The organism is Novosphingobium sp. SG707 (assembly GCF_012275515.1).
In the GTDB taxonomy this organism is placed as follows: domain Bacteria; phylum Pseudomonadota; class Alphaproteobacteria; order Sphingomonadales; family Sphingomonadaceae; genus Novosphingobium.
Genome location: NZ_JAAZQL010000001.1, coordinates 308,967 through 327,736, shown reverse-complemented (window position 1 = coordinate 327,736; position 18,770 = coordinate 308,967). Strand labels below are relative to the sequence as shown.

Genomic DNA, 18,770 nt, shown 5'->3' with positions numbered 1-18,770 from the left:
CACAACTAGCAATGAGCAATATACTGCACAACCCTAAATCGCACGGGCCTACGCCCGATGGCCCTAAATCGCACGGGCCTACGCCCGATGGCCCTAAATCGCACGGGCCTAAATCCGACGTCCTCGTCCACGTCAGCCAGAATCTGCGCCGTTTCCGCCAAGCCGCAGGGATGAGCCAGCAGGCGTTGGCCGACGCCTCGGGCATCAGCCGCCGGATGATCATCAGCGTCGAAAACGGCGAGGCCAATGTCAGCCTCGCCAGTCTCGACAGGCTGGCCATCGCGCTGGGGGTCGATTTCACGGCCATGGTCAAGGCGCCCGGCGCCGAACCGCGCAATGTCAACGAAACCATGTGGCGCGGCGGTGATCCGGCCAATTACGCCCTGTTGCTGGGCAGCGCCCCCGCCCAGCAGGAGGCCCAGCTCTGGGTCTGGTCGCTGGCGCCGGGCCATCGCTATCAGGCCGAGCCCGACCCGTCCGGTTGGCACGAAATCATCTATGTCACGCAGGGCCGCCTCGCTCTGGAACTGGAGAGCGAGACGGTCCTGCTGAACCCCGGCGAGTTCCGCGTTTTTGCCAGCGATCAGCACTATGCCTATGCCAATGCGGGCGAGGTCGTGACGCATTTCCTGCGCAACAGCGTGCTGTAACCTCTCACGGCTTGCGCTGCGCCTTGGCGATCAGCTCCTCCACGGTGAAGGGGCGGCCATTGGTAATGACCTGCTTAACCCGGAAGGTCGCGGCAATATCCTTGCGCGGATCGCCCTCGACCAGCGCAATGTCGGCCAGCTTGCCCGGCTCGATCGTGCCCGCGTCCAGATTGAGCGCGCGGGCCGAATTGACCGTGGCGGTCTGCAGCGCCTCAAAGGGCGTAAAGCCGCCATCGACATAGGAGGAGATTTCCGCCTGAAGATTGGGCGCGATCATTGTGTCGGTGCCTGCGGTAATCAATGTGCCCGCCGCCTTCATGGCCTTCAACCCCTCCAACTGTCCCGCCTGCATCGACAGCAAGGCAGGCGGCAGTGCCTCACCCTCGCTCACCGTCTTGCGCGCCCATTCGGGATAGAGCGACAGGCGCGGATCGCGACGGAATTCGGGATGCTTGGCAAGGAAAGTGTTGATCGATCCGAAATTGGTGGGCGTCAGCGTCCGGCCAGAGCGACCGAACAGTTGAATCACATCCTCATAGACCCGCCCCTGCGGCCCCTGCTTGGGCGAAAAACCACGCCGGCTGGTCGCCCCCAGATGCTCGGTATTGTCGACGCCCGTATAGGCGGCGGGGAAGATCTCATGCGTGGCCACCGGCACGCCCATCTCATGGGCCGCCTCGACCAGACGCCGCTGGCCGAAATCGGGCATGCGGACATAGCTCTTGATGAGGTCATATTTGAGCGCCCGCGCCCGGACGATCTCGCGCTCCAGATGCGCCGGGCCGGACACGGCCACGCCCATCCGGTAAAACACCCGCCGCCATTCCAGCAGCGGCCCGGTGGTGTAAATGCGCGGCCCGATCCGCACGCCCGCCTCACTGGCCTCGCGATCCTCGATCCCGTCATAGGGCTGGTTGCCCGGATCGCGCACTGTCGTGATGCCATAAGACAGCCAGGCCAGATGCAGGTTGGCCCCGAAATCCTTCTGCGCATGGGCGTGATGGTCGATCAGGCCGGGGATGGCGGTCAGGGTCGGCGCTTCGATCACCTTGTCGGCGCCCGCGTAATTCTTCGGGTCATGGTCCAGCACGGCCGCAATGCGGTTGCCCTCGATCACGATATCCTTGTTGGCCTGCGTTGCGTCCTTCACCGCATCGACCAGACCGCCTGCATGGATGACGATCTTCGTCTTGGGAATGGCCAGCGTATAGGTGAAATCCAGCGGCACCTCGCGGATAGCGCCGGTCTCGACGCTCACGATCTTCAGCTTGTCCGCCGCCTGAAACAGCACGGATTTCGCATCGCCGCTCCACGTCGGATAATGCGAGATTTCGGACGTATAGGCGCGCGGGCTTCCCAACGCCGTGCCGTCGGGCGACACCGGCCAGATTTTCAGCACGCCATCCTGAATACCCGCCATCTTCTGCCCATCTGGCGACCAAACCGGCCCGCCCCCGCCGCGCGAATCGAGCGAGGCCTTGTCCGCATCGCGCCAGAAAGGCATGCCTTTGCCATCGGAAGGTACCATCCATATCTGGTTGTTGCCCTCGCGGAAACTGGTGGAATAGGGCTTGGACAAGGCAACCGCGACATAACGGCCATCAGGGCTCCATGTCGGCTTGCCCGGCTGCGGCAGGCTGGGTTGCAGGCGGGTCATCACCCCGCTCTCCACATCGACCACCTGTAGCCCCGCGACGCCCCAGCGGCCATCGGTGTCGAGAAAAGCGATCCGCCGCCCATCGGGCGACCATGCCGCGCCCAAAGGCTGGTTGGGGCTGCTGGTTACCTGTCGGTCCTTGCCACTGGCCAGATCGCGCACCCAGATCTGGGGCAACCCGCCGCCCTTGTCCGAGGTATAAGCCAAGCTCTTACCATCGGGCGACCATGCGGCATCGGCCTCCAGCGCCTCGTCGTGGGTCAAGGCTTGCGGCTTGCCGCCCGCCGAAGAGACGACATAGAGATCGCCCAGCGCGACAAAGGCGATGCTCTTGCCGTCGGGCGAAAGCGCGGGATGCTGGATGCCCAGCACGCGGCGCGGGGCAGTGCTGGTGAAATCGCGTTTGGCGCGGGCGTAAACCGGCTTCACCACCTCCAGTCGCGCGGTGAAAGGCACCGTGGCCAGTTTCGCCCCATTGCGGCGGCGGATCAGCCCGTCGGAAATGTAATAGGCATCACCCCCCACCCATGACGGGCGGAAGGGAAAGACGTTTTCCTTGCCCGAAACCAGTTTACCGTCAATCTCCAGATGGCTGCCCGCGCCATCGGCCACGACATAGGCCAGCTCGCCCTTGGCCGACAGCGAGGGGCTGTCATAGCGGGCGCCGGTGGGAGCCGTGCGCAGGGTGGTCACTTCTCCGCCATGCGCGGGAACGGAATAGAGGCTGCCTGCCCCGGAGAAAACGATGGTGGCGCTGTCGGCCGACCATGCAGGGGCGCGATCCTCACGCGGGCCTTTGGTAAGCTGGGTCAGCGCGCCGGTGGCGATGTCGATGGTCCAGATGTCATAGCCGCCGCCCCGCTCACTGGCGAAAGCGATACTCTTGCCATCGGGCGACCAGCTTGGTTCGCGGTCGTCAAATTCGCCATGGGTCAGTTGCTTGGCATCGCTGCCGTCGGCGCGCGCGGTCCATAGGTCATAATCGCCATCGCGATAGGCGTAATAGGCGATGCGCGACCCATCGGGCGACCATGTGGGCAGATGCGCATCGTTGAAATAATCGGTGATGCGTCTGGCCTCGCCGCCCTTGGTCGGGATCACCCAGAGGCTGCCCTGAAGGTCAAAGGCCAACCATTGCCCATCGGGCGAGGCGGCGACCGCATAGGATGTGCCCGCGTGGACATCGAAGGCCTGCGGCGCCTCGCCGCCGGGGGGCGGCAGGTTAGCGGGCGCAGCCATGGCGGGCGCCCCGAACAGCGCAAGGGCCAGCGCGACAGGCGAGGCCAGAAAGAGAGGGCGCTTGGCAAAACTCATGTCATACTCCACGCAGAAAGCGCGGGGCCGCCATCGGCGACCCCGGAAACATCATCAGAATGCAAAGCTGAGGCGAGCGTAATAGAAGCCCCCGCTGACCCCATAGGGCGAATAGGCATTGTAGAGCGTGAAACCATTGCCCTGCAGCGAGGTGGGCAAGGTATTGGGATAGATGTTGAACATATTGTTCGCCCCCACGCCCAGCTTGATGCCGCTGGTGAATTTATAGCTGGCGTCAATGTCGAAGATCACCTTGGGGTCGATGCTGGCGTCCGGCCCGGCGGCGCTGGCGTTCATCTGCGTCACCCGGCCATAACGGGTGGCGCGCAGGTTGATCGCGGCGGGGCCTTTTTCCCATGCCACATTGGCGATGAACTTGTTGCGCGGCGTGCCCACGGTAAAGTCGCCCTGACGGTCGCGCCCGATTAGCACCAGCCCTGCCGAGGACAGCACCGCCGGGACCGAATCCACGCGGGTGAACACCGTCTCGGAGAAATTGGCCGAGAGACTGAGATTGGCATTGCCCAGATCGCCAAGATCGGCGCGATAGGTGCCGACAATGTCGATGCCGCGGGTGCGCGTGTCGGTGGAGTTCGAGAAATAGAAGCCGCCCGCCGAAGAGGTGATCCCCGCCGAGGCCAGCACCGAACGCACCACCGCGCCCTGCAGCGTGCTGGAAAGCAGGATGCGGTCCTTCAGCTTGATCTGATAGGCGTCCACCGTCAGGTTGAAGCGGGGAATCGCGTTAAACACAAAACCCAGCGAATAGTTGGTGGACCGTTCAGGCTTGAGCGGTTTGGCCCCCAGCGCGATGCCTGCGGGCGAATCCACCGGCAGCGCCGAGACGGGCAGCAGCACGCCGCTGACATTGATCGTGCTGGCCGAGGAATAATGCTGCTGCTGAAGCGTGGGGGCGCGGAAACCGGTGCTGACCGTGCCGCGCAGGGCAAAGCCCTTGGTCGGCTCGATGCGGGCCGAAACCTTGCCGGTGTCGGTCTTGCCAAAGTCGGAATAATCCTCGTGCCGACCGGCCAGCGCGACCTCGACGCCGGGCAGGATTTTCTGCTCAAGGTTGACATAGGCGCTCCACGCCCTGCGCTTCCAACTGCCCGCCATGCTGGGGGCAAAGCCGGTCACGCCCTGCGAGCCGCTGGTGCGCAAAACGCCCGCATTGGGGCCGCTGGTCGATTTATAGCCGCCGTCAATATAGGACGCCGGTTCGCCCGCCTCGATGCCATAGGTGCTTTGCCGGTATTCCGCGCCAATCGCCACCGAGAGCGGCTGGTACAGGCCCAGATTGACGTCCTTTTGCAGGTCGAGATTGTTGGTCCATTCGGTGCTCTTGGTGCGCCCGATATAGAAGGTGGTCGGGCTGTTTGGCCCCATCGAGGCGTTGAGCGCGGTGGTTTCGACCAGCGAGACGAGGCTGACCCCGTAGGAGGAGGAGAAGTCGAAATTGATCACGCCGCCGGGCTGGCTCTTGATGCCCGCCGTCACCTGATAGTCATGGTCGCTGATATGCAGATGCGGCGAATAGCCGTTGGGGTAAATCTCGGGAATGTTGTTCGAGGCGTCGGGGAAGCGATAGGTCAGCCATGCGTCATTGTTGCGATGGCTGAACGTGCCGAAACTGTAGAATTTGACCGCACCGACCGGGATATTGAGGTCATAGCCAAGGTTGAAGCCTTCGCTGGCCGGTTGGCCCGCCTTGTTGACGTTGCGGTCGACGGTCGCCTCGCGCGGGTCGAGAGCGCCGGTGGTGGCGCTGTAGAGCTGGCCCACGCGGGCATAGAACTGCCCCGGATTGGGGGCCGAGCGGATCGTGCGCGCCTGAAGCCAGCTTTCGGCCGACAGGTGCAGCGAGGCCTCGCCCAGCTTGAAGCCCTTGTCCACCGAGATTCGCCCGCTCTCGCCCCCACCGTCCTTGGTGGTGCCGCCCAGCATCGTGGCCGTGCCGGAGGTGTCTTCCTTCAGGATGACATTGACCACGCCCGCGATCGCGTCCGAGCCATATTGCGCCGATGCGCCATCGCGCAGCACCTCGACGCGGGCGATGGAATTGGACGGGATCAGGTCAAGGTCGGCGGGCGACTGACCGTTCTGGGTGGTGCCGTTGATGAACATCGTGGCGGTGTTGTGGCGGCGCTTGCCGTTGACGAGGATCAGCACATGATCGCCCGCAAGGCCCCGCAGCGACAGGGTTTTCACCGCAAAACTGGCACCCGCGCCGCTGTTCGACACGTTGATCGAGGGGACCAGCGTGCCCAGCAGATCGCGCACCGACTGCTTGCCGCTGGCCTGCAGATCCTTGGTGGAAAGGACATCGATGGGAGCAAGGCTCTGCGTCGCGCTGCGGGCGACCTGACGCGTGCCGGTGACGATGATTGTGCCCGCGTCCGGCTCTCCATCGGCGGCCAGCGCCGGGCTGGCCAGAGCGGCAAGCGCGCAGGATGCGGTAAGGGCAAGTTTGCGCCCGTGGCGGGTTTTCATGGCGCGAATGTTCATGGATATGTCCCCTGTTGCCGCGTGCAGGCGCGGCGATTTTAACTGGCGGATGGAAACCGGCGATCCGATGGGCGAAGTAAACGCGCGGACGCGACCGCCTCTAATGCTTAATCGGCGCGGTTTTATTGGAAGTATTCATAGCCCGACGCAAAAGGCCGAATGCGGCGATAGGGCGCTTGGCGGCGGATCGCGGCCGGTCGTTGCTTGCTCCATATTTCCCCCTGTTTGTGCTGTGCTTTTGGCTTTGCCTGCCTTGCAGGGGCATCCTCCCGGCCGCGCAAAGGGCGTGGACGGCACGGCGACCGCTCAATCCTTCACACTTGTCCAAAAAGTTTCACACTGGCCGCAGGGTGTCAAACAGGGGGGCAGCGCAGATTGGCGTATTGCCTGAAACCGCAAGGCGCCGGACCGGCCGCCCGCGCCGGGCCTGTGTTTGCGAAAGCTGCGCCGGATATTGGCATTGGGGAAAGCGGCGGCGCATTCCGCGCGCGGGGGCGGATTGATTGATGCAATCAACCTTTTATCTCCGCCCGCAAATCGGCAGGGCACAAGGCCTGTGGCGCCTAATGCCATATCCCAGATCCCCGATGTTGCCCCCGCCCCGCCCACCCCATACAAGGACCGCCGCCTTGTCGGAGTGTTGAAATCGCATGAGCCAGTTCTGGAGTCCTTTGGTCCACCGCCTGTCGCCCTATGTTCCGGGCGAGCAACCCCGTGTTGAGGGTCTGATCAAACTCAACACCAATGAATTGCCCTTTGGCCCCTCGCCCGCCGTCGGCCCGGCCATCGAGGCGGCCGCGCGCGCCGGGTTGCAGCTTTATCCCGATCCGCAATCGGGCGCGCTCTGCGATGCCTTGGCGGCCTATCATGGGGTGCCGCGCGATCATGTGTTCGTCGGCAATGGTTCGGACGAGGTGCTGGCCCATGCCTTTGCCGGTTTGCTCAGGCATGACGGCCCGCTGCTGTTTCCCGACATCACCTACAGTTTCTATCCCACCTATTGCCGGTTGTTCGACATTGCCTATGAAACCGTGCCGCTGGATGGCGCGATGCGAGTCAATGTCGAGGACTATCGCCGCGCGGCCGGAGCCATAATCCTGCCCAATCCCAATGCGCCCACCGGGGTCGGGCTGGGGCTGGAGGCGGTCGAGCGGCTGCTGGCCATGCATCCCGATGCGCCGGTGGTGATTGACGAGGCCTATGTCGATTTCGGCGCGCAAAGCGCTCTGCCCCTTATCGCGCGCCATCCCAATCTGCTGATCGTGCGCACCCTATCGAAATCGCGCGGGCTGGCGGGGTTGCGGGTCGGCTATGCGCTGGGCCAACCTCATCTGATCGAGGCGCTGGTGCGGGTGAAGGACAGTTTCAATTCCTATCCGCTCGATCGACTGGCGCAGGCCGGGGCGCTGGCCTCGCTGGGCGACGAGGCCTATTTTCAGCAGAGCCTGGCCACCATCATCGCCAACCGGGCGCGGCTGGTGGCGGGGCTTGAGCGACTGGGCTTTTCGGTCCTGCCTTCGCAGGCCAATTTCGTCTTTGCCCGCCACAGGTCGCGCGGCGGGGCGGAACTGGCGCAGGCGCTGCGGACGGAAAAGATCCTGGTGCGTCATTTCAACGCGCCCCGGATCGATCCATTCCTGCGCATCACCGTGGGCAATGCCGATCAGGTCGACGCGCTGCTGGGGGCGCTGGAGGCAATCCTGAGCCGTTAGGCGGATCAGCCTGCGGGCTTGGGTGGCCGCAGGGATCGCGCCCATATCCCGGCCGCCCACGCCCGCGCGCGCGGCGCATGCATCACCATGCCCACCGCCACGGCCACAAAACAGCCCACCACCGTATCCTCCAGCCGCGCCAGCGTGATCGCGCCGGGCGAGGCGGCCATATCGGCCTGCGCCTGACCCAGCAGGATGGCCAGCGGGGTGATAAAGATCGTGGCGAAGCCGTAATGACGCACCACCGCCACCTCGATCACAAAGGTCAGCACGCCGATCATCACCGCCAGCCAGCCATGCGAAAGCTCAAGGCTGAGAATGCCCCATGCCAGCGCCACGCCAAGGCCGGTGCCGATGATGCGGTGCATCTGTTTGGTCCACATCATCCGCATGCTGGCCGACTGGATCACGGCAATCGCGCTGACCGGGGCCCAGAAGGGCTTGTCCAGCCCCAGCGCCTGGGCAACCCCCAGCGCCAGACCCGCCGCTATGCCGATCATCACCGGCTCGAACACCAGAATCTCGAAACACAAAGGCGGCGCGGGCCGGTCGGGTTCAGGCGGACGCTGGCGCAGGATATAAAGGCTGTAGAAAAAGCCCATCGCGGCGGCAAACATCGCGCCAAGGAACAGTATGCCCACCCGCGCGGGGATCTGGTCCCACGGCGCATGGGCGAAAAGTGCGATGGCGCAGGCCATCACCGGAAACATCGCGGCGGGCGGCCCCTGACGCAGATAGCGACAGCCCATCGAAACCAGCGTAGCCGTCACCATAACCACCGGCACCGGCGCGAAATGCACCAGCGCCGCGATCAGGCCGAGGGCAAAACAGGCGGTGATGGCAAAGCTCATCGCCATCAACGTCAGCAGGCGGCGCTCCATCCCGGCATTGGTGAGATAGACGAACACCATCGTCCCCAGCGCCGCCATCAGCCCTTGCGAAAAGGCCCCCAGCCAAAGGCCCAGCGCCACGGGCGCCGCCGAGGTGACGCCCGCCATAAAGGGCATCTGCCACGGGCGCGGGCTGGAATTGACGCGCGAGAGTTCGGCCCACTCTCTGCGCGCCAGGGCCGATAATTGCTGCGATGGGGACAAGCTTGCCATGGCCGACAAGTGCCTTGCCCCCGGCCCGCTGGCAAGGGGCCAGGAACCGACGGACCTTTAATGCCCCACAGGCAGGATCAGCTTGAGCCAGAGCTTGTCGCCCTGCGGGCGATAGCGGGCGGTGAATTCATGCTGCCATGTGCCGATCAACTGCGCCTTGCCCAACCCCACGCGCAGCGTCGGCCCGGCGGCCACCGCCTCGCCCTTAAAGCCATCGAGAGCGTCGAGCACCCGCTGGGCCGAGGCATCGTTCACCCGGTCCGATGAAGTCTGAACATAGTAATAGCCCGAAACGCCAAGACTGGCGCGCGGCGTGATCGCCTGCGTCACGGCATATTCGAGATGAAACTCATTGCCCGAACGATAACGCGCCCCGGTGGGGTTCAGCCCGTTGATCTGGGCATCGGGATTGGTGAAATTGATGTCGAACATGGTTTTGACATCGACCTGCAGCCCCTTGCGCCCGGTATAGGCCAGCGCGATGATCGGTTCGACATTCCAGTAATGGCGGCTGACCGTGGCCGGATTGGTGCGGTCATAGCGGCCGATGGGCACATTCACGTCGATCCCGGTGATGACATGCAGCCCGTTCTTCCAGTGCCAGCCCAGAATGAAGGGGTCGATGGTGACATCGGTAAAGCCGGTCTGCTGGCCCTGAGCGCCGGCCACGCGGACCTGCGCGGCCACCAGCGGGGCGACCATATGCATGGCGAAATCGCCGCCCAGCACCTTGCGATCCGTCACCCAGACGAGGCGCGTGACGGCGGCCTGCGTATCTACGTGGAAATCGGGCAGCAGACCCTTGTCGCCCTTGCCGTCATTAAACCGGTTGGCCTCGTAATTCTGAAGATAGCCCAGATAATAGACCCCCGGCGGCGGCAAGGCCCCGCCCAGCGCCCCCTCGGCGCCCAGCGGATAGACCCCGCCGCCGCTTTCGGTTGCATAGGCCGGAGCGGCTGCGAACAGCGCGCAGCACAACAGAGCAAACTTGCGCAACATCCTCATATCTCCCTGTTTTTATGAAAATGGCCGGGCGTGTTTTGCCGCGCCCGGCCCGTAGTTCAGATCGGCCAATGCGGCGTTTGCGTGTCGATGGTGATCCACTTCAGCTCGGTGAATTCGGCAATCCCCGCCTCGCCGCCAAAGCGGCCGTAGCCCGAGGATTTGGTGCCGCCGAAAGGCATCTGGGCCTCGTCATGGACGGTGGCGCCGTTGATATGCACCATGCCCGCCTCGATCCTGTCGGCCACGCGCAGCGCCCGCGCGATATTCTGGCTGAACACCGCCGAGGTCAGGCCATATTCAGTGTCATTGGCGATCCGCACCGCCTCCTCCTCATCACCCGCGCGCAGGATCGTGGTGACCGGGCCAAAGCTCTCCTCGGCATAGATCCGCATTTCGGGCGTCACGCCGTCGAGCAGGATCGCGGGCATCAGCGTGCCGGGGCGCAGCCAGTCGCCATAGACCGCCGCGCCCTTGTCCACCGCATCGGCCACCAGATGGCGGATGCGATCGGCGGTGGCCTCATCCACCACCGAGCCAAGGGGGGCATTTTCCCGCCGCGGATCGCCCGCGACAAGGCCCGCGACACGTTCACGGAAACGCGCGACGAAAGCGTCCGCAATCGGCTGTTCAAGGATAATCCGCTCGGTCGACATGCAGATCTGGCCGCTGTTCATATAGGCGCCGAAACCCGCCGCCGCGACCGCCGCATCCAGATCGGCATCGTCCAGCACCACCATCGGCGCCTTGCCGCCCAGTTCGAGCAGGCAGGGCTTCAACTCCTGCGCCGCCAGCGTGGCGATGATCCGGCCCACATGGGTCGATCCGGTAAAGTTGATCCGCCGCACTGCCGGATGCCGCACCAGCGCGGCCACCACCGCGCCTGCATCCTTGGGCGCATTGGTGATGACATTGACCACGCCCGCCGGAAACCCCGCATCGCGCAGCACCGCCCCGATCAGACGATGGGTGGCCGGGCATTGCTCGGAGGCTTTGAGCACCACCGTATTGCCGCAGGCCAGCGGCGTTGCGATGGCGCGCACACCCAGGATCACCGGCGCATTCCACGGCGCAATGCCCAGCACCACACCGGCCGGGCGGCGCACCGTCATCGCATGGCAACCGGGCCGATCCGAGGGGATCGTCTCGCCCTTGACCTGTGTGGTCAGCGCGGCGGCCTCTCGCAGCAGCCCCGCGCCCAGATGGACGTTAAACCCCGCCCAGCCCGCCGAAGCCCCGGTTTCCGCCGCCATGCAGGCGATGAAGTCAGCGGCGCGCGCCTCCATCGCATCGGCGGCGTCCAGCAGCAGGCGGCGGCGGGCATTCGGCCCCAGCGCGGCCCATGCGGGCAAAGCCGCGCCCGCAGCGGTGGCGGCGGCATCCGCGTCCGCCACCGTGGCCGCCGCCGCGCGACTGGCCACGCCATCGCCCAGCGGGCCATGGCGATCAAACGTGGCGCCGTCGCTTGCCGCCCTGTCCTCGCCCCTGATCAGCAGGACGACATCAAGCGGGGCGCTCATTTCAGCGTGCCCAGATAGGCCACGACATCGGCGCGCTGGGCCGCATTGGCCATGCCCGCATAAGGCATCCGATTGCCCGGCACCAATTTGGCAGGCCCGGTCAGCCAGAGGTCGAGATGAGCCGCATCCCATTTGACCCCGGCCTTGGCCAGCGCGGGGGAATAGGCAAAACCCGCCCCTTTGCCCGCCGCGCGCCCGGCCACGCCCGCAAGGCTGGGGCCGACCAGAGTCTTGCCCGGAACCGTGGCGTGACAGATCGCGCATTGGGCCTGAAACGCGGCCTTTCCGCGCGCCGGATCGCCCACCGCCTGCGCCGAATTGGCGCCCAGCACAGGCGCGCCAAAAAGCAGGGCCGCCGCGAAGGCGGCCCGGAAAATCTGTTTCGTCATGCAATTATCCTTTTGGAGGCCGCACGCCTCAGATGCGGATGCCCGATTTGCCCGGCGCGATGATGCCATTGGGGTCCAGAGCGCGCTTCAGAGCCTGATCGACATGGCGCTTGACCGGGCCATAGAGATCGGCGGTCTGGTCCATAAAGGCGGTGTTGACGCGATAGACCGCATAGCCGCGCTTGCCGAATTCGCTCAGCAGCTTGGCGAAGCAGGCATGGGCGCGCTCCATTTCCTCAGGGTTGGAGCGGTCGAACAGCACGTCGATGATGTGATGCATGTCGCGCATGCCGACGATATATTCGGCCACATAATCCAGCCCGAATTCGCCAAGGATCTTCTTGGCCAGCTCGGTCTGGTCCCGGGTTTCCGAACCCTTGGCCACGGTCACGGGGGCAAACCACATCGAACCGCCGCCGCCGCGCCAGCGATAGAGGCCGAATTCCTGAAGCGTCATGTCGCCGCGCATCAGCTTGGCGCGATACTTGAAAGGTTCGGTCTCGCCCGCTTCCTCCTCGGTGATGATCCGGCCCTTGCCGCTGGCCTTGATCGCGCCGGTGATGATGTTCCAGTTGACCTCGACCTGCTCCTTGGTGCCGTAAAGCGCGGCATAGACGTTCCACGCGCCGATGCCTTCCTTGGCCTTGATTTCCTCCAGCACATGGTCGGGCGTGGTGCCGGTGCCCTGATAATATTTGCTGCGCGGCATGATGGCGGCCGCTTCCCACATCACATTGGCGAAAACCATCGCATTGGGAATGACGCCCGCGATGCGCAGCGGGCGCAAGGTTTCCACGATGTCGTGGATGTCCTCATCCTTCTCATAACGGATCGAGAAAGGCTTGTAGACCGGCGGCTGAGGCATCAGCCACATGCCCATCTTGGTGACGACGCCATAGTTCGACTGGGTAAAAATGCCGTCGAGATAAGGCCCGTAGCCCCATTTGAAGACTTGCCAGGCATTGGTGTTTTGCACCCCGCCCATGCCGGTGCGCAGCACCTGCCCATCGGCCAGCACGACCTCCATCCCGCATTGCATCATGAAATGCTCGCCATAGGGGGTGTAGCCCACGCCGCGGTCCACCGTATTGCCCAAAGGCCCGGCAATGGCCGAAGGCGCCGGGCAGGACAGCCAGAGCGGAATGTTGTTTTCGACCAGATAGTCCTTGAGCTGCTGATAGGTCACGCCCGGTTCGACCAGCGCGGTGCACATCACCGGATCGACCTCAAGGATGCGGTTCATATGGCGCAAGTCGAGAATGACCTGACCCGCGCTTTGGGGCGCGGCCGAACCATAGCCGAAGTTGCGCCCGGTCGAGATCGGCCAGATCGGCACGCGCACGCGGTTGCACACGGCCATGATCTTTTGCACCTGTTCGACGGTGCGGGCCATGATGACGGCGGCGGGGCGGTGCAGATCCTCGCTCTCGGCCACCATCACCTTGGTATAGGGGGCCAGATGGTCGGCATCGGTCAGCACGTTTTCAGCGCCCAGAATCGTGATGAATTCGCGGATCGCCCCGGCGAAATCACCGGCGCTGACGCCGGGGGGCAGGATGGCGGGGGCCGCCGGGCCAGAGGCAGCGGCGGGAGCGGTTTTTTGAGCGGTCATGGCGGGTTCTCCCAGAATTTTCAGAGCTTTTTGGCCGGGGCAGCGGGCTTGGCGGGCGCATTCAGACGCGATTTGGAGACGTAGAGCGCCACACCGTCGAGCGTGGCATCATCAATCGCGCCATGGGGAAAGGCGGGCATGGCCAGAAAGCCGTGGCGCACGACCTGCTTGATATATTCGGGCGGCAATTGACGCCCGCGCAGCTCCGGGCCGACGCCCGAGAGATGGCAGCGCGCGCAGACCTTTTCCCAGGCTTCATTCGAACCGCGCCAGACGCCCGTGGGCGAGGCATGCACGGCGGGCGCCATGCCCAGCGTCAGCAGGGCGGCAAGGGCAATAGGACGAAATTTCATGGCCGGTCACTCCTGTCCGGAAAGAGGGGCGCCGACGGCATCGTGGCGGGCAATGTCGAGCAGCACCGCATCGTCGGCATCGAGAAAGGGCGTCAGATGGGCGGCGCCATGGCGGGCGATGGCCGCGCGAATCTGGGACAGGCGGGCCAGATAGGAGCCCTTGAGCAGGATGGCCTGCCCGCTCCAGCCCGCGGGCAGCGCCCCGGCATGGCTGGCCAGCGCGACCGGGGCGATGCGCGTCCATTCGGCGGCGGCGGCCGGAACGGCGGCGGCCAGCGTCGCCAGCGCGCTGGCGGACAGAAAGGTCCGCCGCGTCAGATGGGAAAAGGCAGGGTCCATAGGTGTGATGTCTCCTCGATGCAGCCTCGGGGGCCGGTTGCAACAAGGGTGCGTGTAATGGTCCGGCATGATGGCTCTCTCCCTTGTCGCGGCCGCTGTCGCGCGGCCTGACCGGATCATCGCAAAGCCTGTGCCAATCGCGGAAAGGGCGGGCGAAATTTTGATAATCGTTTGTTTTTACGTCGATTGTCTTTTCAAGCAGCGTCACACCGCATTGGAACGCCCACTAAAAATATGCAGAATTTCAGACATTCCCTTTTCCAGATATGTCGAATATTCTGCAGACCTCTCCCATCAAAGGCCGCCCCATGCCGCAGGATCTCTTCTCCCATCTCCATTTCGACCCCGCGCAGGGCCATATCTGGCTGGCGGGCAAGCGGATGATGCTGCTCCACGCCCGCGCCTTTGCGCTGCTGCGGCGCGAAGCGATCGACGCTCTGGGGCTGGAACAGGCCCGCGCGATCTTTACCCGGCAGGGCTATCACTCGGGCGCGCTGGACGCGGAGAGCGCCGCCCGTCTGCGCCCCCATGCCACGATCGATGATATGTTCGCCGTCGGCCCCGAACTCCACATGCTCGAAGGCATGGTCCGATCCGAAGCGCTGCATGTCGAATTCGATGTCGCGCGAGGCGCGTTTTCGGCCGAATATCTCTGGCATGGATCATCCGAATGCGGGGCGCATCTGGAAACCGCCGGGCGCGGGGCCTATCCTGCGGGCTGGTCGCTGGCCGGTTATGCCAGCGGCTATGCCAGCGTGTTCCTTGGCCGCCCGATCCTGTTCCGCGAGGTGGAATGCATCGCCATGGGCCACCCCCATTGCCGCGTTCAGGGCCGCCCCGCCGAGGAATGGGAAGAAGGCGAGGAAGACCTGCGCTTTATGCGCGGCGAGGCGATCAACCAGATCGAACGGGCACGATCATCAGCGCGGGGCGGCAGCGAGCAGCGGATCGTGGGCGCCTCGGCCGGGTTCAACGTGGCCTTCGACATGCTGCACCATGTGGCCGACACCGATGCGGTGGTGCTGTTCCTTGGCGAAAGCGGGGTGGGCAAGGAGATTTTCGCGCGCAACCTGCACGCGATGGGGCGGCGCGCGGACAAGCCCTTTGTCGCGGTCAATTGCGCGGCTATTCCGGAAAGCCTGCTGGAGGCCGAATTGTTCGGGGTGGAAAAGGGGGCCTTTACCGGCGCCCATGCCGCCCGCGCGGGCCGCTTTGAACGGGCCGAGGGCGGCACGCTGTTCCTCGACGAAATCGCCACTCTCTCGCTTGCTGCGCAGGGCAAGCTGCTGCGCGCGATCCAGGAGGGCGAGTTCGAGCGCGTAGGCGGGGTGCGGATGCACCGGGCCAATGTGCGGCTGGTGGCGGCCACCAATGTCGATCTGCGCGCCGCGGTCGAGGCGGGCAGTTTTCGCGCCGACCTGTTCTACCGCCTCAACGTCTTTCCCATCCGCATCCCGCCCCTGCGCGAAAGGCGGGCCGATCTGCCCTTGCTGATGGAATATTTCCTCGAACGCTACAGCACCCGCTATGGCAAGGCCGTCACCGGGTTTGAGGGCGATGCGGTGGCCGCGATGCTGGGCTATGGCTGGCCGGGCAATATCCGCGAGCTGGAAAACGTGATTGAACGCGGCGTCATCATGGCGCGCGACGGCGAACCTTTGCGCCTGCACCATATCTTTGGCGGAGGCGAGGCGCTGGGTCCCCTGCCCTTCCGCGTCCGCGCCGGGGGGCGAGTGGAAAACGGACAGGCGGCGCAGGAGGGAGACGACCTCGATCTGGCCCGCAGCGAGAGGCGGATGATCGAACAGGCGCTGGCGCGCAGCGGAGGCAACAAGGCCCGCGCCGCCCGCCTGCTGGGCATCACCCGCGCCCAGCTCTATTACCGGCTGGAACAGATGGGCTCGACATCATAGACCACCACGCGCGACCACAAATGCCCGCATTGCTCGACAAAGCGCAGGTGGAGCGGGTGGTCCTGATAGGCTTTCTGATCGGCCGGACTATCAAATTCCATCAGTTCGGACACGGCAAAGCCGCTCTCGACCACATCGCGCTGCTCGGTGGCGGCGGGAATGCCGATATGCAGCGCACGGATCTGCGGAATGGCGCGCAGGCTCTCCAGCCCGGTGATCAGCGCATCGCGATCCTCGGCATTCTTCAGCCAGAAAAAGACGTGGTGAAACATCGTGCCTCCCTCGGTCAATTTATGGGCAGCCAGCGCCCGCCCTGCGCGCTGCTTGCCACCGCGCGCTCCACAAATGCCATGCTGCGCAACCCCGCCTCGATGCCGGGCAGGGCGGCGGGGGCCTGTCCGTCGCAGGCCGCTGCGAATTCGCGGTAAAGCGTGGCAAAGGGCGCGATAAGCCCATTGCCGATGCCCCGCATCCCCGGCACGCGCTCCATCAGATCGGGCGAACCCGGCCCCAGCAGCAGCACCTCGCCCCCGCGCACCAGCCGCAACTGATCGGCCGTGTCAAAATCCCAGAACAGCGCACCCCGATCACCATAGACCTGAAAACTCAGACCATTGCGCTGGCCAAAGGCAATCTGCGAGGCATGGATCGCCCCCCGCTCGCCCCCGGCCAGACGCAGCAGCACCGCGCCGTCATCATCCAGAGCGCGCCCGTCATGACTGTTCAGATCGGCCAGCAGCTCGGCCACCGCCTGCCCGGTGACAAATTCGGCCAGATGGAAGGCATGGGTGCCCAGATCGGCAATGCATCCACCCACCCCGCTTTGTGCCGGATCGGTGCGCCACCCGCCGCGCGCATCGGCAAGCCCGGCCTGCGCGTAATGCACCAGCACCTTGCGGACCGCGCCGATCTCGCCCGCCGCGATCCGTGCCCGCGCCTCGCGCACCATCGGATAGGCGCTGTAGGTAAAGCTCAGGGCATAGGCGCTGCGCCCGCGCGCCAATGCATCGCGCAGAGTCAGCGCCTGGGCCAGCGTGGCGGTCGCGGGCTTGTCCGAAAAGATATGCACCCCCGCCTCGACCGCCATCAGCGCGGCGGGCAGATGCAGGTGGTTGGGCGTGGCTATGGCCACCATGGTGATGCCATCCTCGCGCTCTGCCTCGGCGGCGAACATCGCCTGCGCATCGGCATAGCAGCGGTCGGGCGCCACGCCATAATCCTGCGCCGCGCGGGCCGATTTTTCGGGGTCGGAGCTGAACACGCCCGCCACAAGGTCGATCCCGGCGATCCGCGCGCCCAGATGATGGATGCCACCGATAAAGGACCCCGGCCCGCCGCCCAGCATGGCCAGTCGGCGCCGGTTGTTCATCGCCATAATTTCCGCGCCTTATGCAAAACCTGCCTCGTGCGTTTCCACAGGCGCGGGCATTTCACAAGGCAGAACTTAGACTTCATCCTCGCCGCTGCGGCGCAGCGCCGCCGCCACGGCCAGATCGCCCACCACATTGGGCACCGTGCGGCACATATCCATCAACCGGTCGATGCCGATGATCAGGCCGATCCCCTCATTGGGCACATGCAGCAGCGCCAGCAGCATCGTGGTCAGCGGCAGGCTGCCTGCGGGCACCCCCATCGTGCCCAACCCGGCCAGAATCGACAGGCCAAACACCGTGAACTGCTGCCACGCGGTCAATTCCATCCCGAAACACTGGGCCAGAAAGATCACCGTCACCGTGGTGTAGATGATCGTGCCGCCCTGATTGGCCACACATCCCAGCCCCAGCGTGGGCCGCGCCACCCGCGCGGGCAGGCCCAGATCCTGCTCGGCGGCATGGAGCGCGGCCGGAAGGGTGGAGAAGGACGAGGAGGTGGTAAAGGCAATCACCATCACCGAGCGCAGCGAACGCAGGAACCGGGCCGGGCTGACATCGCCCATCATCCACGCCAGCCCCACCGAAACCACCAGCAGATGCAGGCAAAGCGCGGCCACCACCACACTGAAATAGCCCGACAGATGCACCAGCAGCGTCCAGCCGAACACCGCCGTCATATCAAACATCACGCAAAGCACCGCCACGGGCGCAAAACGCGCCACCAGCGTGACAATCGACATGCCCACCTCGAACAAGCCCTCTGTGGTCAGCACCAGATGGCGGATGTTGCGATTGCGGCTGTGGTTGCGGCTGATGGCAAAGCCTACCAGCACCGACATCACCACGATCGCCATCATCGGCCGGGCCAGCAACAGGTCTAGCAGGCTGCTGTCATCGCCCGCCCGCGCGGCCGCGCCGGGGTTCTGGTGCAGGTCGATGGCCATGCCCTCGCCGGGGCGGAACAGATTGGCCATCGCCATGCCGATCACCGCCGAAACCACCGTCATGCCCACCATCGCCGCAAACAGGCGCAGCAGGAGATCGCGCACCATGGCCCGCCCGCGCAACCGCGCCAGACCCGTGACAATCGCGGAAAACACCATGGGCAGGATCAGCAGGAACAGCACCTGAAGAAACAATTGTTCAACCGGACGCACCAGATTGACCAGCACGACATCCAGCACCGCCCGGTCCACCGGCACAACATGCACCAGCGCCCCTGCCATCGTCCCGATCACCAGCCCGGCCAGCAGCGGCCAATGCGGCAAAGGCCGCGACCAGCGCAAAGGAGAAGAGGGCGAAGAGGGATTGAGCGTTGCCATGGGAAG

At 64.9% G+C, this 18,770-nt stretch carries 15 protein-coding genes; 3 read left to right on the top strand and 12 right to left on the bottom strand.

From position 1 onward, the window contains the following. Window positions 1–11: 11 nt before the first annotated feature. Window positions 12–650, top strand: coding sequence for an XRE family transcriptional regulator (locus FHW92_RS01350; RefSeq protein ID WP_168601422.1), 639 nt, complete (start codon window positions 12–14; stop codon window positions 648–650). A gap of 4 nt (window positions 651–654) precedes the next feature. On the opposite strand, the gene FHW92_RS01345 is transcribed toward FHW92_RS01350, so the two are convergent. After that, window positions 655–3,621: an amidohydrolase family protein gene (locus FHW92_RS01345; RefSeq protein WP_168601421.1), complete on the bottom strand. Its 2,967-nt coding sequence runs from the start codon at window positions 3,619–3,621 to the stop codon at window positions 655–657. 54 nt (window positions 3,622–3,675) lie between these two features. Further along, window positions 3,676–6,126, bottom strand: coding sequence for a TonB-dependent receptor (locus tag FHW92_RS01340; RefSeq protein WP_168601420.1), 2,451 nt, complete (start codon window positions 6,124–6,126; stop codon window positions 3,676–3,678). A 650-nt stretch (window positions 6,127–6,776) separates the two neighbouring features. Here FHW92_RS01340 and hisC point away from each other — a divergent pair. Next, a complete protein-coding gene (gene hisC / locus FHW92_RS01335; protein WP_168601419.1) occupies window positions 6,777–7,838 on the top strand; it encodes a histidinol-phosphate transaminase in 1,062 nt (353 codons plus the stop codon). A gap of 5 nt (window positions 7,839–7,843) precedes the next feature. Here hisC and FHW92_RS01330 read toward each other — a convergent pair whose 3' ends face one another. The 7 genes from FHW92_RS01330 to FHW92_RS01300 form a co-directional block, all read right to left on the bottom strand. Beyond that, window positions 7,844–8,941 (bottom strand): FUSC family protein, encoded by a 1,098-nt coding sequence (locus tag FHW92_RS01330; RefSeq protein ID WP_168601418.1) that lies wholly within the window; start codon window positions 8,939–8,941, stop codon window positions 7,844–7,846. Window positions 8,942–8,998: 57 nt separating this feature from the next. Continuing rightward, a complete protein-coding gene (locus FHW92_RS01325; RefSeq protein ID WP_172249117.1) occupies window positions 8,999–9,940 on the bottom strand; it encodes a transporter in 942 nt (313 codons plus the stop codon). Window positions 9,941–10,002: 62 nt separating this feature from the next. Continuing rightward, complete coding sequence (locus FHW92_RS01320) at window positions 10,003–11,463, bottom strand: aldehyde dehydrogenase (RefSeq protein ID WP_168601417.1); 1,461 nt, start codon at window positions 11,461–11,463, stop codon at window positions 10,003–10,005. After that, window positions 11,460–11,852 carry a c-type cytochrome gene (locus FHW92_RS01315; RefSeq protein WP_168601416.1) on the bottom strand — a complete coding sequence of 131 codons (393 nt, stop codon included), beginning with the start codon at window positions 11,850–11,852 and terminating at the stop codon, window positions 11,460–11,462. The genes FHW92_RS01320 and FHW92_RS01315 overlap by 4 nt, the downstream gene beginning before the upstream one ends. Before the next feature lie 28 nt (window positions 11,853–11,880). Further along, window positions 11,881–13,464 (bottom strand): FAD-binding oxidoreductase, encoded by a 1,584-nt coding sequence (locus tag FHW92_RS01310; RefSeq protein WP_168601415.1) that lies wholly within the window; start codon window positions 13,462–13,464, stop codon window positions 11,881–11,883. 20 nt (window positions 13,465–13,484) lie between these two features. After that, on the bottom strand, window positions 13,485–13,817 hold the full coding sequence (locus FHW92_RS01305) for a cytochrome c (protein ID WP_168601414.1): 333 nt from the start codon (window positions 13,815–13,817) through the stop codon (window positions 13,485–13,487). Between the two features lie 6 nt (window positions 13,818–13,823). Beyond that, window positions 13,824–14,156, bottom strand: a complete 333-nt coding sequence (locus FHW92_RS01300) for a hypothetical protein (RefSeq protein ID WP_168601413.1) — start codon at window positions 14,154–14,156, stop codon at window positions 13,824–13,826. Window positions 14,157–14,422: 266 nt separating this feature from the next. On the opposite strand from FHW92_RS01300, the gene FHW92_RS01295 reads away from it, so the two are divergent. Continuing rightward, window positions 14,423–16,069, top strand: a complete 1,647-nt coding sequence (locus tag FHW92_RS01295) for a sigma-54-dependent Fis family transcriptional regulator (RefSeq protein WP_246869852.1) — start codon at window positions 14,423–14,425, stop codon at window positions 16,067–16,069. Here FHW92_RS01295 and FHW92_RS01290 read toward each other — a convergent pair. The 3 genes from FHW92_RS01290 to FHW92_RS01280 all read right to left on the bottom strand — a co-directional run bounded on the left by FHW92_RS01290 (window position 16,036) and on the right by FHW92_RS01280 (window position 18,764). Then, window positions 16,036–16,341, bottom strand: a complete 306-nt coding sequence (locus FHW92_RS01290) for a Dabb family protein (protein WP_168601412.1) — start codon at window positions 16,339–16,341, stop codon at window positions 16,036–16,038. The genes FHW92_RS01295 and FHW92_RS01290 overlap by 34 nt on opposite strands. A gap of 14 nt (window positions 16,342–16,355) precedes the next feature. Then, the gene (locus FHW92_RS01285) at window positions 16,356–17,444 is read right to left on the bottom strand and encodes a Gfo/Idh/MocA family oxidoreductase (protein WP_168601411.1); all 1,089 of its coding nucleotides are present in this window, start codon (window positions 17,442–17,444) and stop codon (window positions 16,356–16,358) included. A 69-nt stretch (window positions 17,445–17,513) separates the two neighbouring features. Beyond that, window positions 17,514–18,764 carry a dicarboxylate/amino acid:cation symporter gene (locus FHW92_RS01280; protein WP_168601410.1) on the bottom strand — a complete coding sequence of 417 codons (1,251 nt, stop codon included), beginning with the start codon at window positions 18,762–18,764 and terminating at the stop codon, window positions 17,514–17,516. Window positions 18,765–18,770: the final 6 nt, after the last annotated feature.

What these genes read in the sequence shown, in the direction of transcription:
- FHW92_RS01350 (WP_168601422.1), top strand. Translation starts at nt 12, where the DNA reads ATGAGCAATATACTGCACAACCCTAAATCGCACGGGCCTACGCCCGAT.
- FHW92_RS01345 (WP_168601421.1), bottom strand. Translation starts at nt 3,621, where the DNA reads ATGAGTTTTGCCAAGCGCCCTCTCTTTCTGGCCTCGCCTGTCGCGCTG.
- FHW92_RS01340 (WP_168601420.1), bottom strand. Translation starts at nt 6,126, where the DNA reads ATGAACATTCGCGCCATGAAAACCCGCCACGGGCGCAAACTTGCCCTT.
- hisC (WP_168601419.1), top strand. Translation starts at nt 6,777, where the DNA reads ATGAGCCAGTTCTGGAGTCCTTTGGTCCACCGCCTGTCGCCCTATGTT.
- FHW92_RS01330 (WP_168601418.1), bottom strand. Translation starts at nt 8,941, where the DNA reads ATGGCAAGCTTGTCCCCATCGCAGCAATTATCGGCCCTGGCGCGCAGA.
- FHW92_RS01325 (WP_172249117.1), bottom strand. Translation starts at nt 9,940, where the DNA reads ATGTTGCGCAAGTTTGCTCTGTTGTGCTGCGCGCTGTTCGCAGCCGCT.
- FHW92_RS01320 (WP_168601417.1), bottom strand. Translation starts at nt 11,463, where the DNA reads ATGAGCGCCCCGCTTGATGTCGTCCTGCTGATCAGGGGCGAGGACAGG.
- FHW92_RS01315 (WP_168601416.1), bottom strand. Translation starts at nt 11,852, where the DNA reads ATGACGAAACAGATTTTCCGGGCCGCCTTCGCGGCGGCCCTGCTTTTT.
- FHW92_RS01310 (WP_168601415.1), bottom strand. Translation starts at nt 13,464, where the DNA reads ATGACCGCTCAAAAAACCGCTCCCGCCGCTGCCTCTGGCCCGGCGGCC.
- FHW92_RS01305 (WP_168601414.1), bottom strand. Translation starts at nt 13,817, where the DNA reads ATGAAATTTCGTCCTATTGCCCTTGCCGCCCTGCTGACGCTGGGCATG.
- FHW92_RS01300 (WP_168601413.1), bottom strand. Translation starts at nt 14,156, where the DNA reads ATGGACCCTGCCTTTTCCCATCTGACGCGGCGGACCTTTCTGTCCGCC.
- FHW92_RS01295 (WP_246869852.1), top strand. Translation starts at nt 14,423, where the DNA reads ATGTCGAATATTCTGCAGACCTCTCCCATCAAAGGCCGCCCCATGCCG.
- FHW92_RS01290 (WP_168601412.1), bottom strand. Translation starts at nt 16,341, where the DNA reads ATGTTTCACCACGTCTTTTTCTGGCTGAAGAATGCCGAGGATCGCGAT.
- FHW92_RS01285 (WP_168601411.1), bottom strand. Translation starts at nt 17,444, where the DNA reads ATGGCGATGAACAACCGGCGCCGACTGGCCATGCTGGGCGGCGGGCCG.
- FHW92_RS01280 (WP_168601410.1), bottom strand. Translation starts at nt 18,764, where the DNA reads ATGGCAACGCTCAATCCCTCTTCGCCCTCTTCTCCTTTGCGCTGGTCG.